Annotated in this window: 22 protein-coding genes; 6 read left to right on the forward strand and 16 right to left on the reverse strand. The window is 70.5% G+C overall.

The genetic code is table 11. The annotated features are described in order from the left end of the window. Nucleotides 1-50 precede the first annotated feature (50 nt). From LHA26_RS12285 to LHA26_RS12310, 6 genes are all read right to left on the reverse strand, one after another. Nucleotides 51-1,223, reverse strand: a complete 1,173-nt coding sequence (locus LHA26_RS12285; RefSeq protein WP_252165891.1) for an acetyl-CoA C-acetyltransferase — start codon at nt 1,221-1,223, stop codon at nt 51-53. 62 nt (nt 1,224-1,285) lie between these two features. Further along, nucleotides 1,286-3,370: a TonB-dependent receptor gene (locus LHA26_RS12290; RefSeq protein ID WP_252165892.1), complete on the reverse strand. Its 2,085-nt coding sequence runs from the start codon at nt 3,368-3,370 to the stop codon at nt 1,286-1,288. Nucleotides 3,371-3,414: 44 nt separating this feature from the next. Next, nucleotides 3,415-4,191 carry an SDR family NAD(P)-dependent oxidoreductase gene (locus LHA26_RS12295; protein ID WP_252165893.1) on the reverse strand — a complete coding sequence of 259 codons (777 nt, stop codon included), beginning with the start codon at nt 4,189-4,191 and terminating at the stop codon, nt 3,415-3,417. 9 nt (nt 4,192-4,200) lie between these two features. Further along, nucleotides 4,201-5,382: a zinc-dependent alcohol dehydrogenase gene (locus LHA26_RS12300; RefSeq protein ID WP_252165894.1), complete on the reverse strand. Its 1,182-nt coding sequence runs from the start codon at nt 5,380-5,382 to the stop codon at nt 4,201-4,203. Continuing rightward, on the reverse strand, nt 5,382-5,972 hold the full coding sequence (locus LHA26_RS12305; RefSeq protein WP_252165895.1) for an SRPBCC family protein: 591 nt from the start codon (nt 5,970-5,972) through the stop codon (nt 5,382-5,384). Before LHA26_RS12305 ends, LHA26_RS12300 begins: the two co-directional genes overlap by 1 nt. Nucleotides 5,973-6,096: 124 nt before the next feature. Further along, nucleotides 6,097-6,495: a response regulator gene (locus LHA26_RS12310; protein WP_252165896.1), complete on the reverse strand. Its 399-nt coding sequence runs from the start codon at nt 6,493-6,495 to the stop codon at nt 6,097-6,099. A 107-nt stretch (nt 6,496-6,602) separates the two neighbouring features. On the opposite strand from LHA26_RS12310, the gene LHA26_RS12315 reads away from it, so the two are divergent. The 3 genes from LHA26_RS12315 (at nt 6,603) to LHA26_RS12325 (ending at nt 8,695) form a co-directional block, all read left to right on the forward strand. Beyond that, nucleotides 6,603-7,367, forward strand: a complete 765-nt coding sequence (locus LHA26_RS12315; protein ID WP_252165897.1) for a Crp/Fnr family transcriptional regulator — start codon at nt 6,603-6,605, stop codon at nt 7,365-7,367. After that, nucleotides 7,364-8,047, forward strand: a complete 684-nt coding sequence (locus LHA26_RS12320) for a sensor histidine kinase (RefSeq protein ID WP_252165898.1) — start codon at nt 7,364-7,366, stop codon at nt 8,045-8,047. The genes LHA26_RS12315 and LHA26_RS12320 overlap by 4 nt, the downstream gene beginning before the upstream one ends. A gap of 69 nt (nt 8,048-8,116) precedes the next feature. Then, nucleotides 8,117-8,695: a cysteine hydrolase family protein gene (locus LHA26_RS12325; RefSeq protein WP_252165899.1), complete on the forward strand. Its 579-nt coding sequence runs from the start codon at nt 8,117-8,119 to the stop codon at nt 8,693-8,695. Here the strand turns inward: LHA26_RS12325 and LHA26_RS12330 are convergent. Together LHA26_RS12330 and LHA26_RS12335 are read right to left on the reverse strand one after the other, a co-directional pair. Next, a complete protein-coding gene (locus tag LHA26_RS12330; RefSeq protein ID WP_252165900.1) occupies nt 8,685-9,044 on the reverse strand; it encodes a Rieske (2Fe-2S) protein in 360 nt (119 codons plus the stop codon). The two genes, LHA26_RS12325 and LHA26_RS12330, sit on opposite strands and share 11 nt — an antisense overlap. Before the next feature lie 28 nt (nt 9,045-9,072). After that, nucleotides 9,073-10,146: a PA0069 family radical SAM protein gene (locus LHA26_RS12335; RefSeq protein WP_252165901.1), complete on the reverse strand. Its 1,074-nt coding sequence runs from the start codon at nt 10,144-10,146 to the stop codon at nt 9,073-9,075. Nucleotides 10,147-10,269: 123 nt separating this feature from the next. On the opposite strand from LHA26_RS12335, the gene LHA26_RS12340 reads away from it, so the two are divergent. Beyond that, nucleotides 10,270-10,596, forward strand: coding sequence for a VOC family protein (locus LHA26_RS12340; RefSeq protein ID WP_252165902.1), 327 nt, complete (start codon nt 10,270-10,272; stop codon nt 10,594-10,596). Continuing rightward, a complete protein-coding gene (locus LHA26_RS12345) occupies nt 10,593-10,997 on the forward strand; it encodes a DUF3224 domain-containing protein (RefSeq protein WP_252165903.1) in 405 nt (134 codons plus the stop codon). Before LHA26_RS12340 ends, LHA26_RS12345 begins: the two co-directional genes overlap by 4 nt. On the opposite strand, the gene LHA26_RS12350 is transcribed toward LHA26_RS12345, so the two are convergent. Continuing rightward, a complete protein-coding gene (locus LHA26_RS12350; RefSeq protein WP_252165904.1) occupies nt 10,979-11,455 on the reverse strand; it encodes a GNAT family acetyltransferase in 477 nt (158 codons plus the stop codon). The two genes, LHA26_RS12345 and LHA26_RS12350, sit on opposite strands and share 19 nt — an antisense overlap. A gap of 1 nt (nt 11,456) precedes the next feature. Next, complete coding sequence (pncB, locus tag LHA26_RS12355; RefSeq protein ID WP_252165905.1) at nt 11,457-12,761, reverse strand: nicotinate phosphoribosyltransferase; 1,305 nt, start codon at nt 12,759-12,761, stop codon at nt 11,457-11,459. Between the two features lie 49 nt (nt 12,762-12,810). Between pncB and LHA26_RS12360 the strand changes: the two genes are divergently transcribed. Continuing rightward, nucleotides 12,811-13,395: a cysteine hydrolase family protein gene (locus LHA26_RS12360; RefSeq protein WP_252165906.1), complete on the forward strand. Its 585-nt coding sequence runs from the start codon at nt 12,811-12,813 to the stop codon at nt 13,393-13,395. A 7-nt stretch (nt 13,396-13,402) separates the two neighbouring features. Here the strand turns inward: LHA26_RS12360 and argC are convergent, their stop codons facing one another. The 6 genes from argC to LHA26_RS12390 form a co-directional block, all read right to left on the reverse strand. Further along, complete coding sequence (argC, locus tag LHA26_RS12365; protein ID WP_252165907.1) at nt 13,403-14,350, reverse strand: N-acetyl-gamma-glutamyl-phosphate reductase; 948 nt, start codon at nt 14,348-14,350, stop codon at nt 13,403-13,405. Further along, a complete protein-coding gene (locus LHA26_RS12370; protein ID WP_252165908.1) occupies nt 14,344-15,147 on the reverse strand; it encodes a C40 family peptidase in 804 nt (267 codons plus the stop codon). The genes argC and LHA26_RS12370 overlap by 7 nt, the downstream gene beginning before the upstream one ends. A 52-nt stretch (nt 15,148-15,199) precedes the next feature. Next, nucleotides 15,200-15,529 (reverse strand): MarR family transcriptional regulator, encoded by a 330-nt coding sequence (locus LHA26_RS12375; protein WP_252165909.1) that lies wholly within the window; start codon nt 15,527-15,529, stop codon nt 15,200-15,202. 190 nt (nt 15,530-15,719) lie between these two features. Continuing rightward, a complete protein-coding gene (locus tag LHA26_RS12380) occupies nt 15,720-17,117 on the reverse strand; it encodes a leucyl aminopeptidase family protein (RefSeq protein ID WP_252165910.1) in 1,398 nt (465 codons plus the stop codon). Nucleotides 17,118-17,159: 42 nt separating this feature from the next. Next, a complete protein-coding gene (gene rimO, locus LHA26_RS12385; RefSeq protein ID WP_252165911.1) occupies nt 17,160-18,491 on the reverse strand; it encodes a 30S ribosomal protein S12 methylthiotransferase RimO in 1,332 nt (443 codons plus the stop codon). Nucleotides 18,492-18,542: 51 nt separating this feature from the next. Continuing rightward, the gene (locus LHA26_RS12390) at nt 18,543-19,706 is read right to left on the reverse strand and encodes a GGDEF domain-containing protein (RefSeq protein WP_252165912.1); all 1,164 of its coding nucleotides are present in this window, start codon (nt 19,704-19,706) and stop codon (nt 18,543-18,545) included. Nucleotides 19,707-19,708 lie beyond the last annotated feature (2 nt).

Genomic DNA, 19,708 nt, shown 5'->3' on the forward strand with positions numbered 1-19,708 from the left:
GCCTCGCGCCGCGAGGGACCGGCCGCGCGCGACCGGTCCCGCTCAGCGGGTCAGCGCTCGACGCAGAGCGCGATGCCCATGCCGCCGCCGATGCAGAGCGTGGCGAGGCCCTTCTTGGCGTCGCGCCGGCCCATTTCGTGGAGCAGCGTGGTGAGCACCCGAGCGCCCGAGGCGCCGATCGGATGGCCGATGGCGATGGCGCCGCCATTGACGTTGGTCTTCTCCGGATCGAAGCCCAGTTCCTGGCAGACCGCGATCGCCTGGGCCGCGAAGGCCTCGTTGGCCTCGATCAAATCGAGTTCGCCCACGGTCCAGCCGGCCTTTTCCAGCGCGCGGCGGCTGGCCGGCACCGGGCCGATTCCCATCAGCGCGGGATCGACCCCGGCCGAGGCCCAGCTCGCCACCCGCGCCAGCACCGGCGCGTTGCGGCGGGCGGCCTCCTCGGCGGTCATCAGCACCAGCGCGGCGGCGCCGTCATTGAGGCCGGAGGCGTTGGCGGCCGTGACCGATCCGTCCTTCTTGAAGGCCGGGCGCAGGCCCGCCATCGCCTCGATCGTGGCGCCGGTGCGGATATATTCGTCCGCATCGACGGTCGTGTCGCCCTTGCGGCCCTTGATGGTGACGGGCGCGATCTCGTCCACGAAGCGGCCGGCGGCGCGCGCCTGCTCGGCCCGGTTCTGGCTGGTCACGGCGAAGCCGTCCTGCGCCTCGCGGCCGATCTGGTATTTCTCGGCCAGATTCTCGGCGGTGATGCCCATGTGATAGGCGTTGAAGGCATCGGTGAGGCCGTCGACGATCATGGTGTCGACGAGGCTCAGCGTGCCCATCTTGGTGCCGGCGCGCATCGCCTGGGCGTGCGGCGCGAGCGACATGCTCTCCTGTCCGCCGGCGACCATGATCGCGGCATCGCCATTGGCGATCGACTGCGCCGCCAGCGCCACCGCGCGCAGGCCCGAGCCGCACACCTGGTTCACGCTCCACGCGGGCACTTCCTTGGGCACGCCCGCCGCCATCGCCGCCTGCCGCGCCGGGTTCTGGCCCTGCGCCGCCGTCAGCACCTGGCCGAGGATGACTTCGGACACCTCCTCGCCCGCGACACCGCTCGCCGCCAGCGCGGCCTCGATCGCGACACGGCCCAGTTCATGGGCCGGCGTGGTCGCGAAGCTGCCGAGAAAGCTGCCGACCGGCGTGCGCTTGGCAGCGGTAATGACGATATCGGGCATAGGGGCTCCGTTTTGAGTCGGATCAGAAGAAGCCTGCCCGATAGCATGGGCCGCCGCCAATCTCACCCGCCACGCGGGTTTCCGTAGCGGAAACTGATCCATATCGTGCGGGGCGTCGCCCGCTCCACCGTGCCGTCGGACGAGAGCGCCGCCATTACCAGCGTGTTGGTGAGATTTTCGGCGCGCAGCTCCACCGCCGCCGCGCGGCTCAGCGGCAGGCGCAGGCTGCCGTCCAGCGTGACCGCGCCGCGCAGCACCAGGCTGTTCTGATCGTCCTCGAACTGCGGCCCGACATAGCGCAGCGTGGCGCTCGCGGCGACGCCCTGGCGCCGCTGCCAGCCGAGCGTGGCGGAGGCGGCGTGACGCGCCGTCTGCGCGGGCCGCAGCCCGTCCAGCGGGCGGGCGGCGCCGCTGGCATGGACGCGCGCATCGGTGAAGGCATAGGAAGCGGACAGCGCCCAGGCGCCGAGCGCGAGCCGCGCATCCAGCTCCGCCCCGCGCGAGACGATCGCGTCGAGATTTTCCCGCATCTGGTAGCGGCCGGCGGCGGAGACGCTGCCGACCTGCGGGAAAATGCCCGGGCCCGGCGCCAGCGTGACATTGGCGATCGCGTCGCCCAGCCGGTTGGCGAAGAGCGTGGCGGCGAGGTGCAGCGTCGGCAGCGGATCATAATCGATCCCGCCATCCACGCCCTTCAGCCGCTCGGGCGCGAGCGCCGGGTTGGCGGCGATGGCGTCGGCACCGACGCGGTAGAGGCGGTACAGCTCGTTGAGCGTCGGCAGCCGCCAGCCGAGATAGGCCGCGGCGCGCAGCGTCACCGGGCCATCGGCGGGCTTCCAGGCCACGCCGCCGCGTCCGGTCGGCCGCCAGCCGGCGCGATCGGCGAAGCGGTTTGCATCGAGCGTGGCGCCTGTGGCGAGCTGCTGCTGGTTGAGGAAGCCGTGCGACAATTGCCAGTGATCGATGCGGCCGCCGGCGGTGAGGCTGAGCCCCTCCGCCGCGTCCCAGCTCGCCTCGGCGAAGCCGCCCAGCGTGGCGGCGCGGCCGCCCGCCTCGCGGCGGCGGGTGGGGACGGTCGCGACATAGGAATAGAGTTCGTCGGTCTCGCCGGAGACGAAGCGCCCGTCCGCGCCCAGCCGGAGCGTCAGCCGCTCGGCGATCGGCGGGCGGATCTCCAGCCGGCCGCCGCTGCCCATCGAGGGCACGCCATATTGATCCAGCGTCGCGGTGGCGCGGGTGCGGCCATCATCGAGCGAGGCGAACCCGGCCGCGAAGGTGCGCGCCTGGAGATAGGCGAGCGCCTCAAAGCCCCACCGGCCACGGCCGACGAGCCGGAGGCTGGCATCCTCGCCCTCGGTGCGGTTGGGGGTGAAGGCGGTGCCGCGCGTGCGCCGGTCGGTGAAGACCAGCCCCGAGGCCTGAAGCTCGACCTCGGCGGCGATCGGCAGCACCGCGCGGCCCGCCACGCTGATCTGGCGATAGGGCGCCGCCATGTCCGCCGGCCCGCGCGTGGCCTGGCTGATCGGGACGAAGCCGTCGCCGGCGGCATAGCTGGCGGTGAGGAAGGCGAAGCCGCCCGCCATCGCGCCGGACAGGCCGGCCTCCGCCTCGCGCGAGGCGCGGCTGCCATAGCCGGCGCGCAGCCAGGCCGGCGCCAGCTGTTGCGGCGTGGCGCTGCTCAGTTCGATGGTGCCGGCGAGCGCGCCCGGCCCGGCGGCGCCGGCGCCGCCGCCGCGCGTCACCCGCACCAGGCCCAATCGCTCGGGATCGATCGCCGCGAAGCTGATCCAGCCGCCAAAGGGATCGCTAAGCGGTACGCCGTCGAGCAGGACCAGCGCGCGGCTGGCGGCGTTGCCGCCCAGCCCCCGCAGCGTGGCGCCCTGGCTCGTCGGTTGCGCCGAGCGCGAATCCGAGCGGCGATATTGGGCGAAGCCGGCGACGTCGCGGAGGATATTCTCCAGCCGCCCGCTCGCCTCGTCGGTCAGTCGGTCGCGATCGATCACGGCCACGTCATAGGCCGCTTCGCCCGGCGGCCGGGCGAGGCTGGCGCCGGTGACGATGATGGGCGGCGGATCGCCGCCCGATTGGGCAAGGGCGGGCGCGCCGACGAGCATCGGCGCGGCCCGGAGCAGACGAGCAGGGCGCATGGCGCGCGACCCTAGCCGCGCGCGCACCGCGCCGGAAGCGCCGCTCAGCGGTCCGAGCCGGGCTCGGCCATGCCGCGATGCTCGTGCGCGAGCAGCGAGGCGGGCAGGACATGGGCGGCGGCGACCTGGAGCTTGTTCTTCCAGCCGGACACGATGTGCGGCTTGCCCGCCATCAGCGCATCCCACCCATCCCGCGCGACCTTGGCGGGATCATCCTTGCGCGCCGTGCCCACCGAGGTGTCGTCCATCTCGGCGCGGTCGAAGAATTCGGTGTCCGTCGGTCCCGGCATCAGGTTGGTGAGGGTGACGCCGTCGCTATCCTTGATCTCGTCGCGCAGCGCGTCGGTGAAGCTGTCGATAAAGGCCTTGGTGCCGTTGTACACAGCCTGGAAGCTGCCGGGGATGAAGCCCGCGATCGAGCCGGTGACGAGCACCCGCCCGGCATTGCGCGCCGTCATCTCCTTGAGCACGCGCTGCAGCAGATACAGGGTGCCGACGATGTTGGTATCGACGACGCGGCGCCACTCGGCCACGGGCTGCTCGAGAAAGCCATGGCCGAGGCCGCGCCCGGCATTGGCGCAGAGCAGGTCCACCGGCCGTCCGTTGGTGGCGGCGAGAAGCCGGTCCACCCCGTCGATGGTCGACAGATCGGCCTCGACCGACGTGACGCTGACGCCCTTGGCGCGGATATCGGCCGCCGCGCTCTCGATCAGCGGCTCGTCGGCGGCGATCACCAGATCAAAGCCGGCATCCGCCGCGAGATGGGCGAGTTCGAAACCGATGCCGGTGGAGGCGCCGGTGATGATGGCGAGCTGGGCCATAAATGCTCCTCAGGCGGCCATGCCGGGCTTGAGCACGATCTTGGTGACCGTGTTCTGCTCGTCATGGAACATGCGATAGCCTTCGGCCGCCTGTTCGAGCGGCATCCGGTGCGAGATCAGGAAGGTGGTGTCGATCTTCTCCTCGAGGATCGCGGTGAGCAGCCCCGGCATATAGTGCTGCACATGGGTCTGGCCGGTGCGCAGCGTGAGGCCCTTCTCCATGAAGGCGCCCAGCGGGAACTTGTCGACGAAGCCGCCATAGACGGCGGGCATGGACACGCGGCCGCCCTTGCGGCAGGCGAGGATCGCCTGGCGGATCGAGTGCGGGCGATCGGTGGCGAGGAAGGTCGAGGCCTTGATCTGGTCCACCACATTGTCGACGAACAGGCCGTGCGCCTCGAGCCCGACCGCGTCGATGCAGACATCGGGGCCGATCCCGCCCGTCATCTCCATCAGCGCCTCATAGACCGCGCTCTCCTCGAAATTGATCGTTTCGGCGCCGAACTTGGCGGCGAGTTCGAGGCGGCGCGGGAAATGATCGATCGCGATCACCCGCTCGGCGCCCATGAGAAAGGCCGATTGCACCGCGAACAGGCCGACCGGGCCGCAGCCCCAAACCGCCACCGTGTCGCCGGGCTCGATATCGGCCTGGTCCGCCGCCTGCCATCCGGTGGGAAGGATATCGGAGAGGAACAACACCTTGTCGTCGTCGATCCCGTCGGGGATGACGATAGGGCCGACATCGGAGAAGGGCACGCGCACATATTCGGCCTGGCCGCCGGCATAGCCGCCGGTCATGTGGCTATAGCCGAACAGGCCCGACATCTCCTGGCCGTAGAGCGTCTGCGCGATATCCTGATTGTCCGCCGGAAGCCCGTTGGGGCAGGCGGAGAATTGGTGCTTGCCGCAATGGTAGCAGCTGCCGCAGGCGATGGTGAAGGGCACCACCACGCGCTGGCCCTTCTTGAGCGTGGATTGCGCGCCGGTCTCGACCACCTCGCCCATGAATTCGTGGCCGAGAATATCGCCCGCCTGCATGGTGGGGATATAGCCATCGTAGAGGTGAAGATCGGAGCCGCAGATCGCTGTCGAGGTGATCTTGATGATGGCATCGCGCGGATTGACGATTTCGGGATCGTCCACGGTATCGACGCGGACATCATGTTTGCCGTGCCAGGTCAGCGCGCGCATCAGCGTCCCTCCTCTTCAAGCTGGGTCTTGTTCATGGCGTTGGTGGCGATCTCGCCGGTTTCCATCAGCTGCTTGAAGCGGCGGAGATCGCGGCGCGCCTGAATGGCGGGCTCGCGCTGGAAGATCTTGGCGATCAGCTTGCCGACCATCCCGGCCGGCGGATCGTAGAGGATCTCGGCGGTCACCACCGTGCCGCGCTTGCCGGCATCGGCGAAGGTGATGCGGCCGCTGTTCGGCACGTCCGCGCCGGGTTCGCTCGTCCAGGCGATCAGCCGGTCCGGCACATCCTCGGTGATGCGCGCGTCCCATTCGACCGACCCGCCGCCGGGCGCCTTGACCACCCAGTGCGAACGGGTGTCGTCCAGCACGTCGATGCGCTCGACATTCTCGAGGAAATCGGCGAGCCGCGCGAAATCGCGCCAGGCGGCGTAAAGTTCGGCGGCGGGGCGCGCGATCGTTACCGAGCGGCCGACGAGATGGTCGCCCTTGGCTTCGATCAGCGCCTCGGTGGCGGCGTCGCGGCCGGCGCTCGATTTCGCGGCCGCGGCCGGCGCGTCGTCGCCGCGCGGCGTGGCGATGGTATCGCTCATGAGTGGCGCTCCTTTCCTGCGTGGAACAAGAAACGCCCGGCACCGCCGTCCGATCAGCGGAGTTTTTTTCCTTTCATCGCGAAGTCGGCACGGCTCGCGCGACAGTCATAACGCAGATCATCTTTCAGTCCCCGGAGCGGTCTCGCGGACCTCGATCGGCGTGAAGATCGAGAAGCGCCTGCACCATCGATTTGGAATCGACCGGCTTCTGGTAAAGCGGCACATCGGCGAAGTCGTCGGCGATGATCGTGTTGTCATAGCCCGTGGCGAAGACAAAGGGGATGCCCGCATCCCTGAGATAATGGGCGAGCCGGAAATCCGGACCGTCCATCAAATTAATGTCCACTACCGCGCAATCCACCATCTTCTCGGCCACCAGCGCGCGCGCCTGCTCCATGGTGCCAACCGGTCCCACGACGATCGCGCCGCAATCGTCGATCATCGAGGCCAAATCGGCAGCCAGAAAATACTCGTTTTCTACAACAAGAACCCGCGTTCCCGACGCAGTTCCCTCCGAAACCATCACGCGACCCCTCACAAAGACCCTTGCCGCCCTCGTAATGCCTCAAATTTTGCTCCAAACAACATAAGTAAGTTTAGTTTTGACGGGGACGCGCCTATCATCATGCGATGCAGCCCGGAGGCGATATCCTGGCGCGTCGCCTCGCGGCGCTCGCGCCGCTCAGCGAAGCCGAACGGCGGATGCTGGCGGTCGATCCGTCGCAGCGCGTGCGGCGCACGCCGGCCCGCGCCGATATCGTGCGCGAGGGCGATGCGCCTGGTGATCTGCGCCTGCTGCTCTCGGGGTGGGCGGCGCGCTACAAGATGCTGGACGATGGCCGGCGCCAGATCGTCGGCCTGTTGCTGCCGGGCGATCTCTTCGATCTCCACATGACGGTGCTCCACGAGCTGGACCATTCGATCGCGGCGCTCACCGATCTGCGTCTGGTCGAGATTCCGCACGAACGGCTGGATCAGGTGCTTCGCGGCAGCGGGGCGATCGCGCGGGCGCTGCGCCGCTACACGCTGATGGGGGCCGCGATCCAGCGCGAATGGCTGCTCAGCCTCGGCCAGCGCACCGCCTTCGAGCGGCTGGGCCATCTGCTGTGCGAGATCCATATCCGGCTGTCGATGGTCGGCCTCACCAATGGCAATGCCTGCGACATGCCGATGACGCAGACCGAAATGGCCGATGCGACCGGGATCACGCCGGTGCATGTCAACCGCACCCTCCAGGAGATGCGCGCCCGCGGGCTGATCGTGCTCAAGGGCCGCATTCTCGAGATCCCGGACCTCGATCAGCTCAAGCAGGTCTCGCTCTTCTCGGATGCCTATCTCCAGTCGCTGGGCGCGCGCCGTCCGCCAGGGCAGGTGGTGGCGCTGGGCGCGGCATGATCGACGAGGAGAGCGAACTCCACGCGCTGCGCGTCGCGCTGGCGGCGGCCCGCCGTCGCGAGGCGGTGCTGGCGGCGGATCTGCTCGCCGCGCGGCAGGAATTGCAGCACCGCGTGCGCAACACGCTCGCCATCGTCCGCTCGATCGCGCGCCGCTCGGCCGAGAGCGTCGAGACGGTGGAGGATTATCAGCAGCATCTCGATGGGCGGCTGGCCGCGCTGGGGCGGGTGCAGGCGGCGCTGGTGCGCGCGCCGGGGCTGGGCGTGGATCTGGGCTCGCTCATCACCGACGAACTGTCGACCGTGGGCAGCCTGCCGATCGGCACCATCGAGCTTTCCGGGCCCGAGATCCGGCTCAAGGCCAAGCCGGCCGAGCTGATCGGGCTCGCGGTGCACGAGCTTGCCACCAACGCCGTCAAGTTCGGGGCGCTGGCGGCGGCTGCCGGGCGGATCGCGATCGGCTGGTCGCTGGATCGCCAGGGCGGCGCGCCGGGCATCCTGATCGCGTGGCGCGAGCAATGCGACGTGCCGCTGGTCGCCGCCGGGCGGCGCGGCTTCGGCACCGAGCTGCTCGAAAACGCGATCGCCTACGAGCTTTCGGGCACCACCTCGCTCGATTACCGCCGCGAGGGGCTGGCCTGCCAGATCCGGCTGCCCCTCGATTGCCGCATGTCGGCCTGAGCCGCTAGCCTGGATCAGCGGCGGCGCCGCGCGCGTCCGCTATGCCCGTGCGACAATAGGGAGCATGGCATGGGCGAGGAGGAACGGACATCGGCGACGGCGCTGCTGATCATCGACATGATCAACGATCTCGCCTTCGAGGGCGGCGCGGCGCTGGCGGAGACGGTCGCGGCGATACTGGCGCCGCTCGAGACGCTCGTCGAGGCGGCGCGCGCGGCGGACGTGCCGATCGTCTATGTGAACGACAATTTCGACCAGTGGCATTCCGATCGCGAGCGGATCGTCGAGCATTGCCTGCGCGACGACAGCCGGGGCCGCGCCATGGTGGCGCGGCTGCGGCCACGCTCGGAGGATTATTTTGTCATCAAGCCGCAATTTTCGGGCTTCTACGCGACCAACCTGCCGGTGCTGCTGCCGAGGCTCAATGTCTCGCGCCTGATCCTCACGGGGATCGCCGCCGATATCTGCGTGCTGTTCACCGCCGCCGATGCGCATATGCGGCACTATGATCTCTGGGTGCCGCGCGACGTGGTGGCGAGCGAGGAGGCGCCGCATCGCGACTGGGCGCTCGGCGTCATGGAGAAGACGATGGGCGCGGACACCCGCCCCAGCAGCGCCGAGACGCTGGCGGCGTGGCTCAGGCGGTAAGGACCGCGTCGCCCGCGATCCGCACCGGCCAGGGGGTGAGGCGCTGCCCCGTGCAGGGCCCGCCGACGCACAGCCCGTCCTCGATGCGGAACAGCGCGGCGTGCCAGGCGCATTGGATCAGCGTGCCATCCGGGGTGAGATAGGCATCCAGCGTGCGCACCAGCGGAAGCCCGGCATGGGGGCAGCGATCGACATAGCCCTGCACGCCCTGCGCGGTGCGGACGACAAAGCCGTGGAAGCGGCCCGCGCGCATCTGCAGCACGAAGCCGCGCGCCGCGCCGGCCGGGAGCGCGGCGAGATCGATCAGGCGGACGCCGGGCGGCGTTTCGAACAGGCGCGTGTCGGACATGGCCGCCGCGCTAGCGCCGCCGCGCCGCTCAGAACAGCGACATTTGCGTGCCGGGCAGCAGCGGCGGCCGGAAGCGATCGGTGCGGAGCATGATCCGCTCGCGGCCGAGGCCGTGCCGCCGCGCCGCCACCGTCACGCGCTGCGCGATCAGCGCCGCCCACGGCCCCTGGCCGCGCATCCGGCTGTGGAAGCCGGGATCATTGTCGCGCCCGCCGCGCATCGCCTGGATCACCGCCATCACCTTGGCGGCGCGATCGGGATAATGCGCATCGAGCCAGGCGCGGAACAGCGGCGCGACCTCGTGCGGCAGGCGGACGGGGATGAAGCCGATGCCGCGCGCGCCCGCCGCCGCCGCCGCCGCGACCAGCGCCTCGATCTCGTGATCGGTGATCTGGGGCACGATCGGCGCGATCGACACCTGCACCGGCACGCCGGCCTCGGCCAGCCGCCGCACCGCCGCGAGCCGCCGCGCCGGATGCGGCGCGCGCGGCTCGAGCGTGCGCGCGGTGCGGGGATCGAGCGAGGTGATCGACAGGCAGACCGACACCAGCTCCTGCCGCGCCATGGCGTGGAGCAGATCGAGATCGCGCAGCACCCGATCGGACTTGGTGGTGATGGTGACGGGATGCCCCGTCTCGGCGAGCAGTTCGAGACAGGCGCGGGTCAGCCGATGGTCGCGCTCGATCGGCTGATAGGGATCGGTGTTGGTCCCGAAGGCGATCGGCTTGCAGACATAGCCGGGCGCCGCCAGCTCGCGCCGCAGCAGCGTCGCGGCCTCGGGCTTGGCGAAGAGGCGCGTCTCGAAATCGAGGCCGGGCGAGAGATCGTGAAAGGCGTGGGTCGGGCGCGCGAAGCAATAGATGCAGCCATGCTCGCAGCCGCGATAGGGATTGATCGAGCGATCGAAGCCGATGTCGGGCGACTGGTTGCGGCTGATGATGGTGCGCGCCCGCTCCGGCGTGACGCTGGTGCGCAGCGGCGGCGCCGCGCCGTCCAGCGAGTCGCGCGCGTCCAGCCAATCGCCATCCGCCTCGCGCGCGGGGAGGGCGAAGCGGGCGCTGCCCTGGTTGACGGTGGCCCCTCGGCCCGAAATCGCGGACATGGCTTGCTCCTTCTCCCGCCCGGTAAGCGCGAACATAGCAGGAACACGGACGTCACGCACGGCCTTGACAAACGCGCCCCGATATGAGAACAAACTGGCAACAGGGCCGAGGGGGGAATCAGCGTGGCGCGGATCAACTATGTCGAGCTGGGGGCGGGCGATGTCGCCGCCGCGCGGGCCTTTTACGAAGCCGTGTTTGGGTGGCGGATGCAGGCGTTCGGGCCGGACTATGCCGCCACCGTCAGCGGCGATGTCGATCTCGGGCTGGATGGCGCGGGCGGCGCGGCGCCGCTGCCGGTGATCGCGGTGGCCGATCTCGCCGCGGCCGAAGCGGCGGTGGTGGCGGCGGGCGGGGCGATCGTGCGCCCGGCCTTCTCCTTCCCCGGCGGCCGGCGCTTCCACTTCCGCGATCCCGCCGGCAACGTCCTGGCCGCCTGGGTGGAAGAATGAAGGCCGAGGGCGCCGCCCCGGCGCGGGCGGAAGGCGCGTTCGACGTGCAGCGCACGCCGCTCGCCGAGGCCGTGGGCGGGCTGGAGCGGGCGGCGATCAGCAAGATCTACACGGGCGATCTGGCGGGCGGGAGCCAGGGCGAGATGCTGAGCGTGATCGACGCGGCGGCCGGCAGCGGCGGCTATGTCGCGCTCGAACGTGTCACCGCGACGCTGGGCGGGCGGCGCGGCGGCTTCGTGCTCCAGCACAGCGGCACGCGGTCGCACGGGGCGCAGAGCCTGGCCGTTCAGGTGGTGCCGGGTTCGGCGACGGGCGCGCTGGCGGGCCTTGCCGGCACGATGACCATCCGCCTCGAGGCGGGCGTGCATCGTTACCGGTTCGACTATGGGTTCGAGGCGTGAGGGGCGGCCTCGTCCGAGCCCTGGGGCTCGCCAGCCGGGGCGAGCCAGCGCGCCATGATCCGGCGCGGCGTGTCCTCATAGCCGAGCGCGGCGTAGAAGCCGGCGACCGCCGCATTGTTTGGCCGGATCATCAGCTGCACCTTGGGAACGCCCTGGGCCGCCAGCCATGCCTCGCCCGCGGCGATGAGCGCGCGGCCCAGGCCCCGGCGGCGCCAGGCCGGCGCGGTCGCGACATAATAGAGCCAGCCGCGATGCCCGTCATGGCCGACCATCACGGTGCCGATCGGCGCCGCGTCCGCCGCCACCAGCACGCAGGAGGCCGGCCCCGCCATGGCGAAGCGCAGGTCGCGCAGCGGATCATTATAGGCGGTGGTGAGCCCGCAGGCCTGCCACAGCGCCACGATCGCGGCCTCGTCCTCGGGACGGGCGGGCCGGATCGGCGGGAGCGGCGCCGTCATGTCAGACCTCCACCGCGGCGCGCTGGTGGCCGCGCGCGCCGAACACCCGCAAATAGCGGGCGATGGCCTCGGGATCGCCGGTCGCCTTTTCCGGATTGTCGGAGAGCTTCACCGCCGGCCGTCCGTCCACCTCGGTGACCTTGCAGACCAGCGAGATCGGATCCAGCGCATGGCCGCCTTCGGGATCGCAGCCGCGGAAATCATTGGTGAGGTTGGTGCCCCAGCCGAAGCTCAGCCGCACCCGCCCGGCGAAGTGGCGATAGCAGGCCTCGATCGAATCGACGTCCATGCCATCGGAGAAGATCAGCAGCTTGGTGCGCGGATCGCGGCCCCGCGCCTGCCACCAGGCGATGATCTGCTCGCCCGCCGCGATCGGCGGCAGGCTGTCGGGGCGGAACCCCGTCCAATCGGCCACCCAATCCGGCGCATGCTCCAGAAAGGCGGTGGTGCCGAAGGCATCGGGCAGCGCGATCAGCAGATTGCCGCCATAATGGGCCTGCCACTGGCGCAAGACGCGATAGGGCGCCCCGGCCAGCGCGGCATCATCCTCGGCGAGCGCCGCCTCGACCATCGGCAGCTCATGCGCATTGGTGCCGATCGCCTCCAGATCCGCGTCCATCGCGAGCAGCACGTTGGAGGTGCCGATGAAGCGCTCGCCCAGCCCTTCCTTGCACGCCTCCACGCACCAGCGCTGCCAGAGAAAGCCGTGGCGCCTGCGCGTGCCGAAATCGGTGAGGCGGAGATCGGGCAGCTGGCGCAGCCGCTCCACCTTCTCCCACAGCTTGGCCTTGGCGCGGGCATAGAGCACGTCGAGCGCGAAGCGGCCGCGATCGCGCGTCGCGGCGCGCGCGCGCAGCTCGTTGATGATCGAGAGCGCCGGGATCTCCCACATGCTGCTATGGGTCCAGGGGCCGTGGAAATGCAGCTCATACTGGCCGTCGACGCGACGCAGATCATAATCGGGCAGACGGAATTCGGCGAGCCAGGCGAGGAAATCGGGCGCGAACATCCGCGCCTGCCCATAGAAGCTGTTGCCGGCCAGCCAGATCAACTCCTTCTTGGTGAAGCGCAGGCTGCGCGCGTGATCGAGCTGGGCGCGAAGCTCGGCTTCGTCGATGCAATCGGCCAGCCGCACGGCGCGGCTGCGGTTCATCAGCGAGAAGGTGACGGGCAGATCGGGATGCTGGTGGCGGATCATCTGCAGCATCAGCAGCTTGTAGAAATCGGTATCGAGCAGGCTGCGGACGATCGGGTCCAGCCGCCAGCTATGATCGTAGGTGCGCGTCGCGATATCGGTCACGGCCATGCTGGTGCAGCACAGCAGCCGCGCCTATGTGTCAAGCAAGGAGAAGCGGATGCGGTCCTTTATCGTGGTCGTCGATACCCAGCGCGACTTCATGGCGGCCGATGGCGCGCTGGCCGTGCCGGGCGCGGAGGCGCTGGTGGCGCCGATGCGCGACTGGCTCGCCGCGCGCACGCCCGCCGATACCGCCGGCATCCTCTTCACCTTCGATACGCATGACCCAGAGGCCTATGCCGCCTCGCCCGAGGCCGCCGAATTCCCGCCGCATTGCCTGAAGGACACGCCGGGCTGGGCGAACATGCTGGCGGTGGACGGGATCGATCCCGCCATCCCCGTCTGGCGGCTGGAGAAGTCGGTGTTCGCGATGTGGGCCGAGCCCCTTGTGCGGATCGAGGATGCGCGCGATGCGGCGGCGCCTGCGATCGAACGCGAAGCCTTTTTCGCGGCGCTCCGCGCGCAGGGCATCGACACGGTGACGGTGATCGGCGTCGCCGCCGATTATTGCGTCCGCTGGGCGATTGAAGGGCTGATCGCGCGCGGCTTCCGTGTCGTGGTGCCGCGCGCGCTCACGCGCGGCATCGCGCGGCCGATCGAGGCGGTGGCGGCGACGCTGGGACCGGCGGTGGCGCTCGTCTGATCCGGGATCAGAGGCGCAGCCCGGCGGTCTCGGGCAGGCCGGCCATGAGATTGAGATTCTGCACGGCGGCCCCGCCGGCGCCCTTGCCGAGATTGTCGAGCGCGGCGACCAGCCGGACATGGCCCGCCGCCGGATTGGAAAAGACGAACAGCGCCAGCCGATCGGTGCCGGCGACATGCTCGATCCGCAGCGCGGCGCGATCGAGCGCCTGATCGCGCGCCACCTCCACCACCGGCGAGCCGGCATAGGCGGCCTCCAGCGCGGCCTGGATGCGCGCGGGCGTGGCATCGGCGCTGCACAAGGCGAGGTGGAGCGGCACCTCCACGATCATGCCGCGATAGGTGCGCGCCACCGCCGGCGCGAAGATCGGCGCGAGCGTGAGGCCGGCATGGCGCTGCATCTCGGGCACATGCTTGTGGCTGAGCGACAGGCCGTAGGTGTGGAAGGCGGTATCGGTCGCATCGGCGACGCCGGCCTCCTCGAAGGCCGCGATCATCGCCTTGCCGCCGCCCGAATAGCCCGAGGTGGCGTGGACGGTGAGCGGCGCGCCGGCGGGCAGCAGCCCCTCGCGTACCAGCGGCGCGACCAGCGCGAGGAAGCCGGTGGGGTAGCAGCCGGGATTGGAGACGCGCCGCGCCCCCGCGATCCGCGCCGCATGGCCGGGCGCGAGTTCCGGAAAGCCGTAGGTCCAGTCCGGATCGACGCGATGCGCGGTGGAGGCGTCGATGAAGCGCACCGGCAGCGTCTCGGCCAGCGCCACCGCCTCGCGCGCCGCCTCGTCGGGCAGGCAGAGAATGGCGATGTCGGCTTCGGCCAGCGCATCGGCGCGCGCGGCGGCATCCTTGCGCCGCGCCTCGTCGAGCAGGTGCAGCGTTATGTCCGGGCGGCCGGAGAGGCGCTCGACGATCTCGAGACCGGTGGTGCCGACGCTGCCGTCGACAAAGACCTTCACCATGTCGGGCGTCTCCTGGCGATGATGGACGCGCCGGCGGGGAGCCGTGCGCAGATATCGGCGAGCGGTTCGCACAGCGTCGCCATCCAATGGGCGTTGGCGTGGACCATATGATCCGGGTCCGCCATCAGGCCGACATGGCCGGGGAAGAAGATCAGATCGCCCCGCGCCGCCGGCTCGTCCGCCTCCAGCGCGCGGCCGATCGCGGCGCGCTGCTGATCGCTGTCGCGCGGCACCGCCTGGCCGCAGGCGGCGAAGGCGAGCTGGACCAGGCCCGAACAGTCGATCCCGTCGCCAGAGCGCCCGCCCCAGCGATAGGGCGTGCCGACCAGCCGCAGCGCCACCGCGACCGGATCGGTCTCGACCCGATCGATCGGCGCGACATGGCGGCGGTGGACGAAGCCCTGATCGACGCGGAGGAAATCGCCTTCCTCGACCCCCGCGAGCTGGGCGCCGATCGGCAGGCGGGCGCGCACCGGGCTCTTGATGTCCGCCGCCGCGAACAGCAAGGCGGCGAGCGCGGTGACGCGATGCGTCGGCTCGATCACCGCGCCGAGCGCGGCGGCCGGCACATAGCCGACATAATGATCGTGGCGGCTGAAGCCCCACATCCAATCGCCGCCCGCATCCACCACGGCGAACCGCTCGCCCAGCAAAAGCTCGGACACCGCCGCGGCGTCGCTGCCGGGCGCGGCGCGCATCGTCACGCGCGGCTCGCGGCAGCCATGGTCGAGCGGCAGCGCATAATGGGGGGCAAAGACATGATCGGCCAGCGCCACATCCGCGACATCGCGGCGCACGGCGTGGATGCGGGGATCGAGCGGCCGGGAGGGCCCGGCCAGCCGAATGCGGTCAGGCCTGTTCCGAGCGGACGAGCTGGGGGCGCCGCCTCTCCTTGCCGGCAATGCACCGCCTGAAGCCTTCAAGGAACTCCGCTCCCAAATTGGTGCGCGTCACGAAGATGTTGCGCCGGTCACGCTCGTCGCGTTCGCGGCGCAGATAGCCGAGACGGCCGAGCGTGTTCAAGGCGCGCGTGATAACCGGTTTCGAGACGCTCAGCGTGCCGGCGAGGCCGCGCACGGTATGCGGTCCGTCGGTGCGATACACCAACAGGAGCAGCGCCATCTGGCGATTGGTAAGGTCTGGCTGGCCGGAGCGGACATAGGCGACCAACGCCTCCATCCAGCTCCCGAGAGAATCTGTCCGCACGCCGCATCCATCCTCTTGCCGCACTTATTGTCCGGTCTTGAGCAGAACACGCGGGCGGCGCGATCGTTTCATCATCGACCAAAAGACTTGGCCCGAAGCCGCAGATTTACGCGGGAAACACTGGCGGGCCGCGCGGCTTCTACTAGCGGCGGCCCGCCCTGTCTCAACCCGCCGCCGCCGGCGCGAAGCGCGCCCGCAGCAGCGCCCAGGCGGCGCGCAGCCCCAGCGCCTCGCCGCCCTTGGGCCGGCCCGGCCGCGCCGTGGGCATCCAGGCGAAGGTGTCCAGATGCGCCCAGGGCGTGCCGGCGGGCACGAAGCGCTCGAGGAACAAGGCGGCGGTGATGCTGCCCGCGAAGCCGCCCTCGGGGGCGTTGTTCAGATCGGCGACATCGGATTTGAGCATGTCGCGATAGCCGGGCCAGAGCGGCAGCCGCCAGAGCGGATCGGCCGCCGCGGTGCCGGCGGCGAGCAGCGCCTCGGCGAGGCCATCGTCATTGGCGAAGAGCGCGGGCAGATCGGGGCCGAGCGCGACGCGCGCGGCGCCGGTCAGCGTCGCGAAGTCGAGCATCAGCGCGGGCGCGGCCTCGGCGGCGCGCGCCAGCGCATCGGCGAGGATCAGCCGGCCCTCGGCATCGGTATTGGCGATCTCCACCGACAGGCCCTTGCGCGAGCGGAAAATGTCGCCGGGCCGCATGGCATCGCCGGCGATCGCATTCTCCACCGCCGGGATGAGCAGGTGCAGCCGCACCGGAAGGCGCGTGCGCATCACCAGCTCGGCCAGCGCGAGCGCATGGGCCGCGCCGCCCATATCCTTTTTCATCAGCCGCATGCCGCTGGCGGGCTTGATGTCCAGCCCGCCGCTGTCGAAGCAGACGCCCTTGCCGATCAGCGCCACGCGCGGGTGCGCGGCATCGCCCCATTCCAGCTCGATCAGGCGCGGACCGCGCGCGGCGCCGGCGGCGCGGCCCACCGCCGCGATCAGGGGAAAGTCGCTTTCCAGCGCGTCGCCCCGCGTCACCCGGGTGCTGGCGCCGCAGGCATTGGCGACGCTTTCCACCGCCGCCTGCAATTCGGCCGGTCCGAGATCATTGGCCGGCATGTTGACGAGATCGCGGACGCGCGCCACCGCGCCGGCGAGCGCCAGCGCCTCGTCGATATGGGCGGCGTCCTGGGTCAGCAGGGCGCGCGGGGCGGCGGGCTCGGCCTCGCTGCGATAGCGATCGAAGCGATGCTGGGCGAGCAGCCAGCCCAGCGCGGCGCCGGCCGGCAGCGGCTCGGAGAGGCGATAGCTGCCCTCCGGCAGCCGCGCGGCGGCGGCGGCGAGATCGAAGGGATCCGGCGCCTCGCCCACGCCGAGCACGGCGGACCATTCCTCGGCCTTGAGCCCCGGCAGGATCGCGAACTCGCCCGGCTTGGCCTTGAAGCCGGCGGCGCCGGTGGCGGCGCGCACGCGCTCGGGCTGGGTGCCGAGCCATTCCTCCAGCTGGGCGGCGCGAACGAGTTGGATGACATGGGCGGCCTGCCCGCGATCGGGCAGGAGGAGCGCGGAAAAATCGGTCATAGGCCAGTGGTAACGCGCGAAATCGCCGGCGTCATCCATGGCTCAGGCGCGCGGCACTCCATAAAGATCGTGCTCGTCCGCATCCTCGATGCGGACCGGCACGATGGCGCCCGGCGCGAGATGCCCCGCATCGCGCAGATGGACCTCGCCGTCGATCTCCGGCGCATCGGCCTTGGAGCGGCCGCTCGCCCCGTCGCCATCGACGCGATCGATGATGACGTCGAGCGTGCGCCCCACCTTGGCCCGGAGCTTGGCGGCGGAAATGGCGGCGGTCTTCGCCATCAGCCGCGCATAGCGCTCCTCCTTGACCGGCTCGGGCACCGGATCGGGCAGGGCGTTGGCGGCGGCGCCGGCGACGGGCTCGAAGCGGAAGGCGCCCACACGATCCAGCTGCGCCTCGTCCAGCCACTCGAGAAGATATTCGAAATCGGCCTCGGTCTCCCCCGGAAAGCCGACCACGAAGGTGGAGCGCAGCGCGATATCGGGGCAGATCGCGCGCCACGCGCGGATCCGATCCAGCACCTTGGCATCATTGGCCGGGCGCTTCATCCGCCGCAGCACCGCCGGGGCGGCGTGCTGGAAGGGGATATCCAGATAGGGCAGCACCAGCCCCTCGGCCATCAGCGGGATCAGCTGATCGACATGGGGATAGGGATAGACATAATGGAGCCGCACCCAGGCGCCGAGCCCGCCCAGCGCGCGGGCGAGATCGGTGAGATGCGCGCGCACCGCGCCGCCGCCCTTCAGCGGATAGTCGGCATGGCGCAGATCGAGGCCATAGGCGGACGTATCCTGGCTGATCACCAGCAGCTCGCGCGTGCCGGCGGCGACCAGCTTCTCCGCCTCGCGCAGGATCGCGTCCGGCCGGCGGCTGGCGAGATCGCCGCGCAGCGCCGGAATGATGCAGAAGCTGCAGCGATGGTTGCAGCCCTCCGAGATCTTCAGATAGCTGTAATGCCGGGGCGTGAGCTTGAGATCGCGCTCGGGCACGAGATCGACAAAGGGGGAGGGTGGCACCGGCGCCGCCTCATGCACCGCGCCCACCACCTGCTCATATTGATGCGCGCCGGTGACGGCGAGCACCTGCGGGAAGCGGCTGCGGATCACCTCGGCCTCGGCGCCCATGCAGCCGGTGACGATCACCCGCCCATTCTCCGCGATCGCCTCGCCGATCGCCTCGAGGCTTTCCTCCTTGGCGCTGTCGAGAAAGCCGCAGGTGTTGACCAGCACCACGTCCGCGCCGGCATAATCCGGGGACAGGGCATAGCCATCGGCGCGGAGCTTGGTGAGGATGCGCTCGGAATCGACGAGATTCTTCGGGCAGCCGAGCGAGACCATGCCGACTTTGGGCGGGAGGGGAAGTTCACGTGCCATGGGAGCGCGCGCACATAGGCGCATGAACGCGATTTTGCGAGTCTTGCCGCGTCAGGCGATGCTGACCCGGTTGCGGCCTTCCGTCTTGGAGCGGTACAGGGCGGTATCGGCCTGATCCTCGGCCTGGGCGAGCAGCGCGCCGCAGGGTTCGTCCCGGTCTAGCCGGATCTCGGCCACCCCGAAGCTGGTCGTCACGGTCAACGGCAGGTCGAGCGCGGGATGGCCGTTCATGATCTCGGCGCGGATCGCCTCCACCGTCGCCTCGGCCGTCTCGGCGGAGCGGCCGAGCAGCAGCAGCGCGAATTCCTCGCCGCCGACGCGCGCCACGATATCGCCCTGGCGCAACCCGACGCTGAGCCGGTCCGCGACATAGCGCAGCGTGCGATCACCGGCGCGGTGGCCGTGGCGATCGTTGATCGCCTTGAAATGATCGATATCCGCCACCGTCAGCACGGCACGGCCGCGCGCCCGCGCGGCGGCGCCGAGCGCGCGCGCCGCGGCCGCCTCGAACCCGCGCCGGTTCAGCAATCCCGTCAGCGGATCGCGCGCCGCCTGGTGGCGCAGCTCGCGCGCGAGATCGGAGGCGAGCAGCAGCACCGTCGCGACGCCCACGCAGATCACGCCCGGCGGCAGCGCCATGGCGAGCAGCCCGACATAGAGCATCGCGATCCCCGCCGAGGCGGGCCAGCTCACCGCGAGGAAGGTGAGCAGGCTGGTGGCCAGTTCCAGCGCCGCGAGCAGCCCCATCGCCGCCATGGTCGCGCGCTCGGCGGCATCGGCGGCGCGCGCCTGCGGCCGGATCGCCCACAAGGCCGTGAGCAGGCAGAAGGCCGAGAAGCTGGTGGCGCTGGCGAGGCCGATCGCCTTGAGCCCGGGCACCGGCACGGTCGCGGCGATGAACAGCGATTCGATCAGCGCGGCGGCGGCGAGGCGCCACGGCCGGACCGGGCGGCAGGCCCGCTGCCGCGCCCCGGCCACCACCAGAGGCCCGGGCAGGACGACGAGCACGAAGCTCAGGATCACCAGCGGCACGGGCCGGCCGATCGCGATATCGATCAGATTGACCACGCTCTGCACCGCGCTCAGCCCATAAGCGAGGCCCCAGCTCGCCGCATGGCGCGGGCGGCCGAAACTGATCCAGCCGAGCAGCATCGCCGCGCACATGACGAGGCTGGCGAAGAACAGCGCGCCCAGCGTGAGCAGCGGCGTCGCCACCG

The sequence above is a fragment of the Sphingomonas morindae genome (genome assembly GCF_023822065.1).
GTDB lineage: Bacteria > Pseudomonadota > Alphaproteobacteria > Sphingomonadales > Sphingomonadaceae > Solisphingomonas > Solisphingomonas morindae.

Excerpts from the sequence above, each read along its gene's own strand:
- LHA26_RS12285 (WP_252165891.1), bottom strand. The coding sequence starts at position 1,223 with ATGCCCGATATCGTCATTACCGCTGCCAAGCGCACGCCGGTCGGCAGC.
- LHA26_RS12290 (WP_252165892.1), bottom strand. The coding sequence starts at position 3,370 with ATGCGCCCTGCTCGTCTGCTCCGGGCCGCGCCGATGCTCGTCGGCGCG.
- LHA26_RS12295 (WP_252165893.1), bottom strand. The coding sequence starts at position 4,191 with ATGGCCCAGCTCGCCATCATCACCGGCGCCTCCACCGGCATCGGTTTC.
- LHA26_RS12300 (WP_252165894.1), bottom strand. The coding sequence starts at position 5,382 with ATGCGCGCGCTGACCTGGCACGGCAAACATGATGTCCGCGTCGATACC.
- LHA26_RS12305 (WP_252165895.1), bottom strand. The coding sequence starts at position 5,972 with ATGAGCGATACCATCGCCACGCCGCGCGGCGACGACGCGCCGGCCGCG.
- LHA26_RS12310 (WP_252165896.1), bottom strand. The coding sequence starts at position 6,495 with ATGGTTTCGGAGGGAACTGCGTCGGGAACGCGGGTTCTTGTTGTAGAA.
- LHA26_RS12315 (WP_252165897.1), top strand. The coding sequence starts at position 6,603 with ATGCAGCCCGGAGGCGATATCCTGGCGCGTCGCCTCGCGGCGCTCGCG.
- LHA26_RS12320 (WP_252165898.1), top strand. The coding sequence starts at position 7,364 with ATGATCGACGAGGAGAGCGAACTCCACGCGCTGCGCGTCGCGCTGGCG.
- LHA26_RS12325 (WP_252165899.1), top strand. The coding sequence starts at position 8,117 with ATGGGCGAGGAGGAACGGACATCGGCGACGGCGCTGCTGATCATCGAC.
- LHA26_RS12330 (WP_252165900.1), bottom strand. The coding sequence starts at position 9,044 with ATGTCCGACACGCGCCTGTTCGAAACGCCGCCCGGCGTCCGCCTGATC.
- LHA26_RS12335 (WP_252165901.1), bottom strand. The coding sequence starts at position 10,146 with ATGTCCGCGATTTCGGGCCGAGGGGCCACCGTCAACCAGGGCAGCGCC.
- LHA26_RS12345 (WP_252165903.1), top strand. The coding sequence starts at position 10,593 with ATGAAGGCCGAGGGCGCCGCCCCGGCGCGGGCGGAAGGCGCGTTCGAC.
- LHA26_RS12350 (WP_252165904.1), bottom strand. The coding sequence starts at position 11,455 with ATGACGGCGCCGCTCCCGCCGATCCGGCCCGCCCGTCCCGAGGACGAG.
- pncB (WP_252165905.1), bottom strand. The coding sequence starts at position 12,761 with ATGGCCGTGACCGATATCGCGACGCGCACCTACGATCATAGCTGGCGG.
- LHA26_RS12360 (WP_252165906.1), top strand. The coding sequence starts at position 12,811 with ATGCGGTCCTTTATCGTGGTCGTCGATACCCAGCGCGACTTCATGGCG.
- argC (WP_252165907.1), bottom strand. The coding sequence starts at position 14,350 with ATGGTGAAGGTCTTTGTCGACGGCAGCGTCGGCACCACCGGTCTCGAG.
- LHA26_RS12375 (WP_252165909.1), bottom strand. The coding sequence starts at position 15,529 with ATGGAGGCGTTGGTCGCCTATGTCCGCTCCGGCCAGCCAGACCTTACC.
- LHA26_RS12380 (WP_252165910.1), bottom strand. The coding sequence starts at position 17,117 with ATGACCGATTTTTCCGCGCTCCTCCTGCCCGATCGCGGGCAGGCCGCC.
- rimO (WP_252165911.1), bottom strand. The coding sequence starts at position 18,491 with ATGGCACGTGAACTTCCCCTCCCGCCCAAAGTCGGCATGGTCTCGCTC.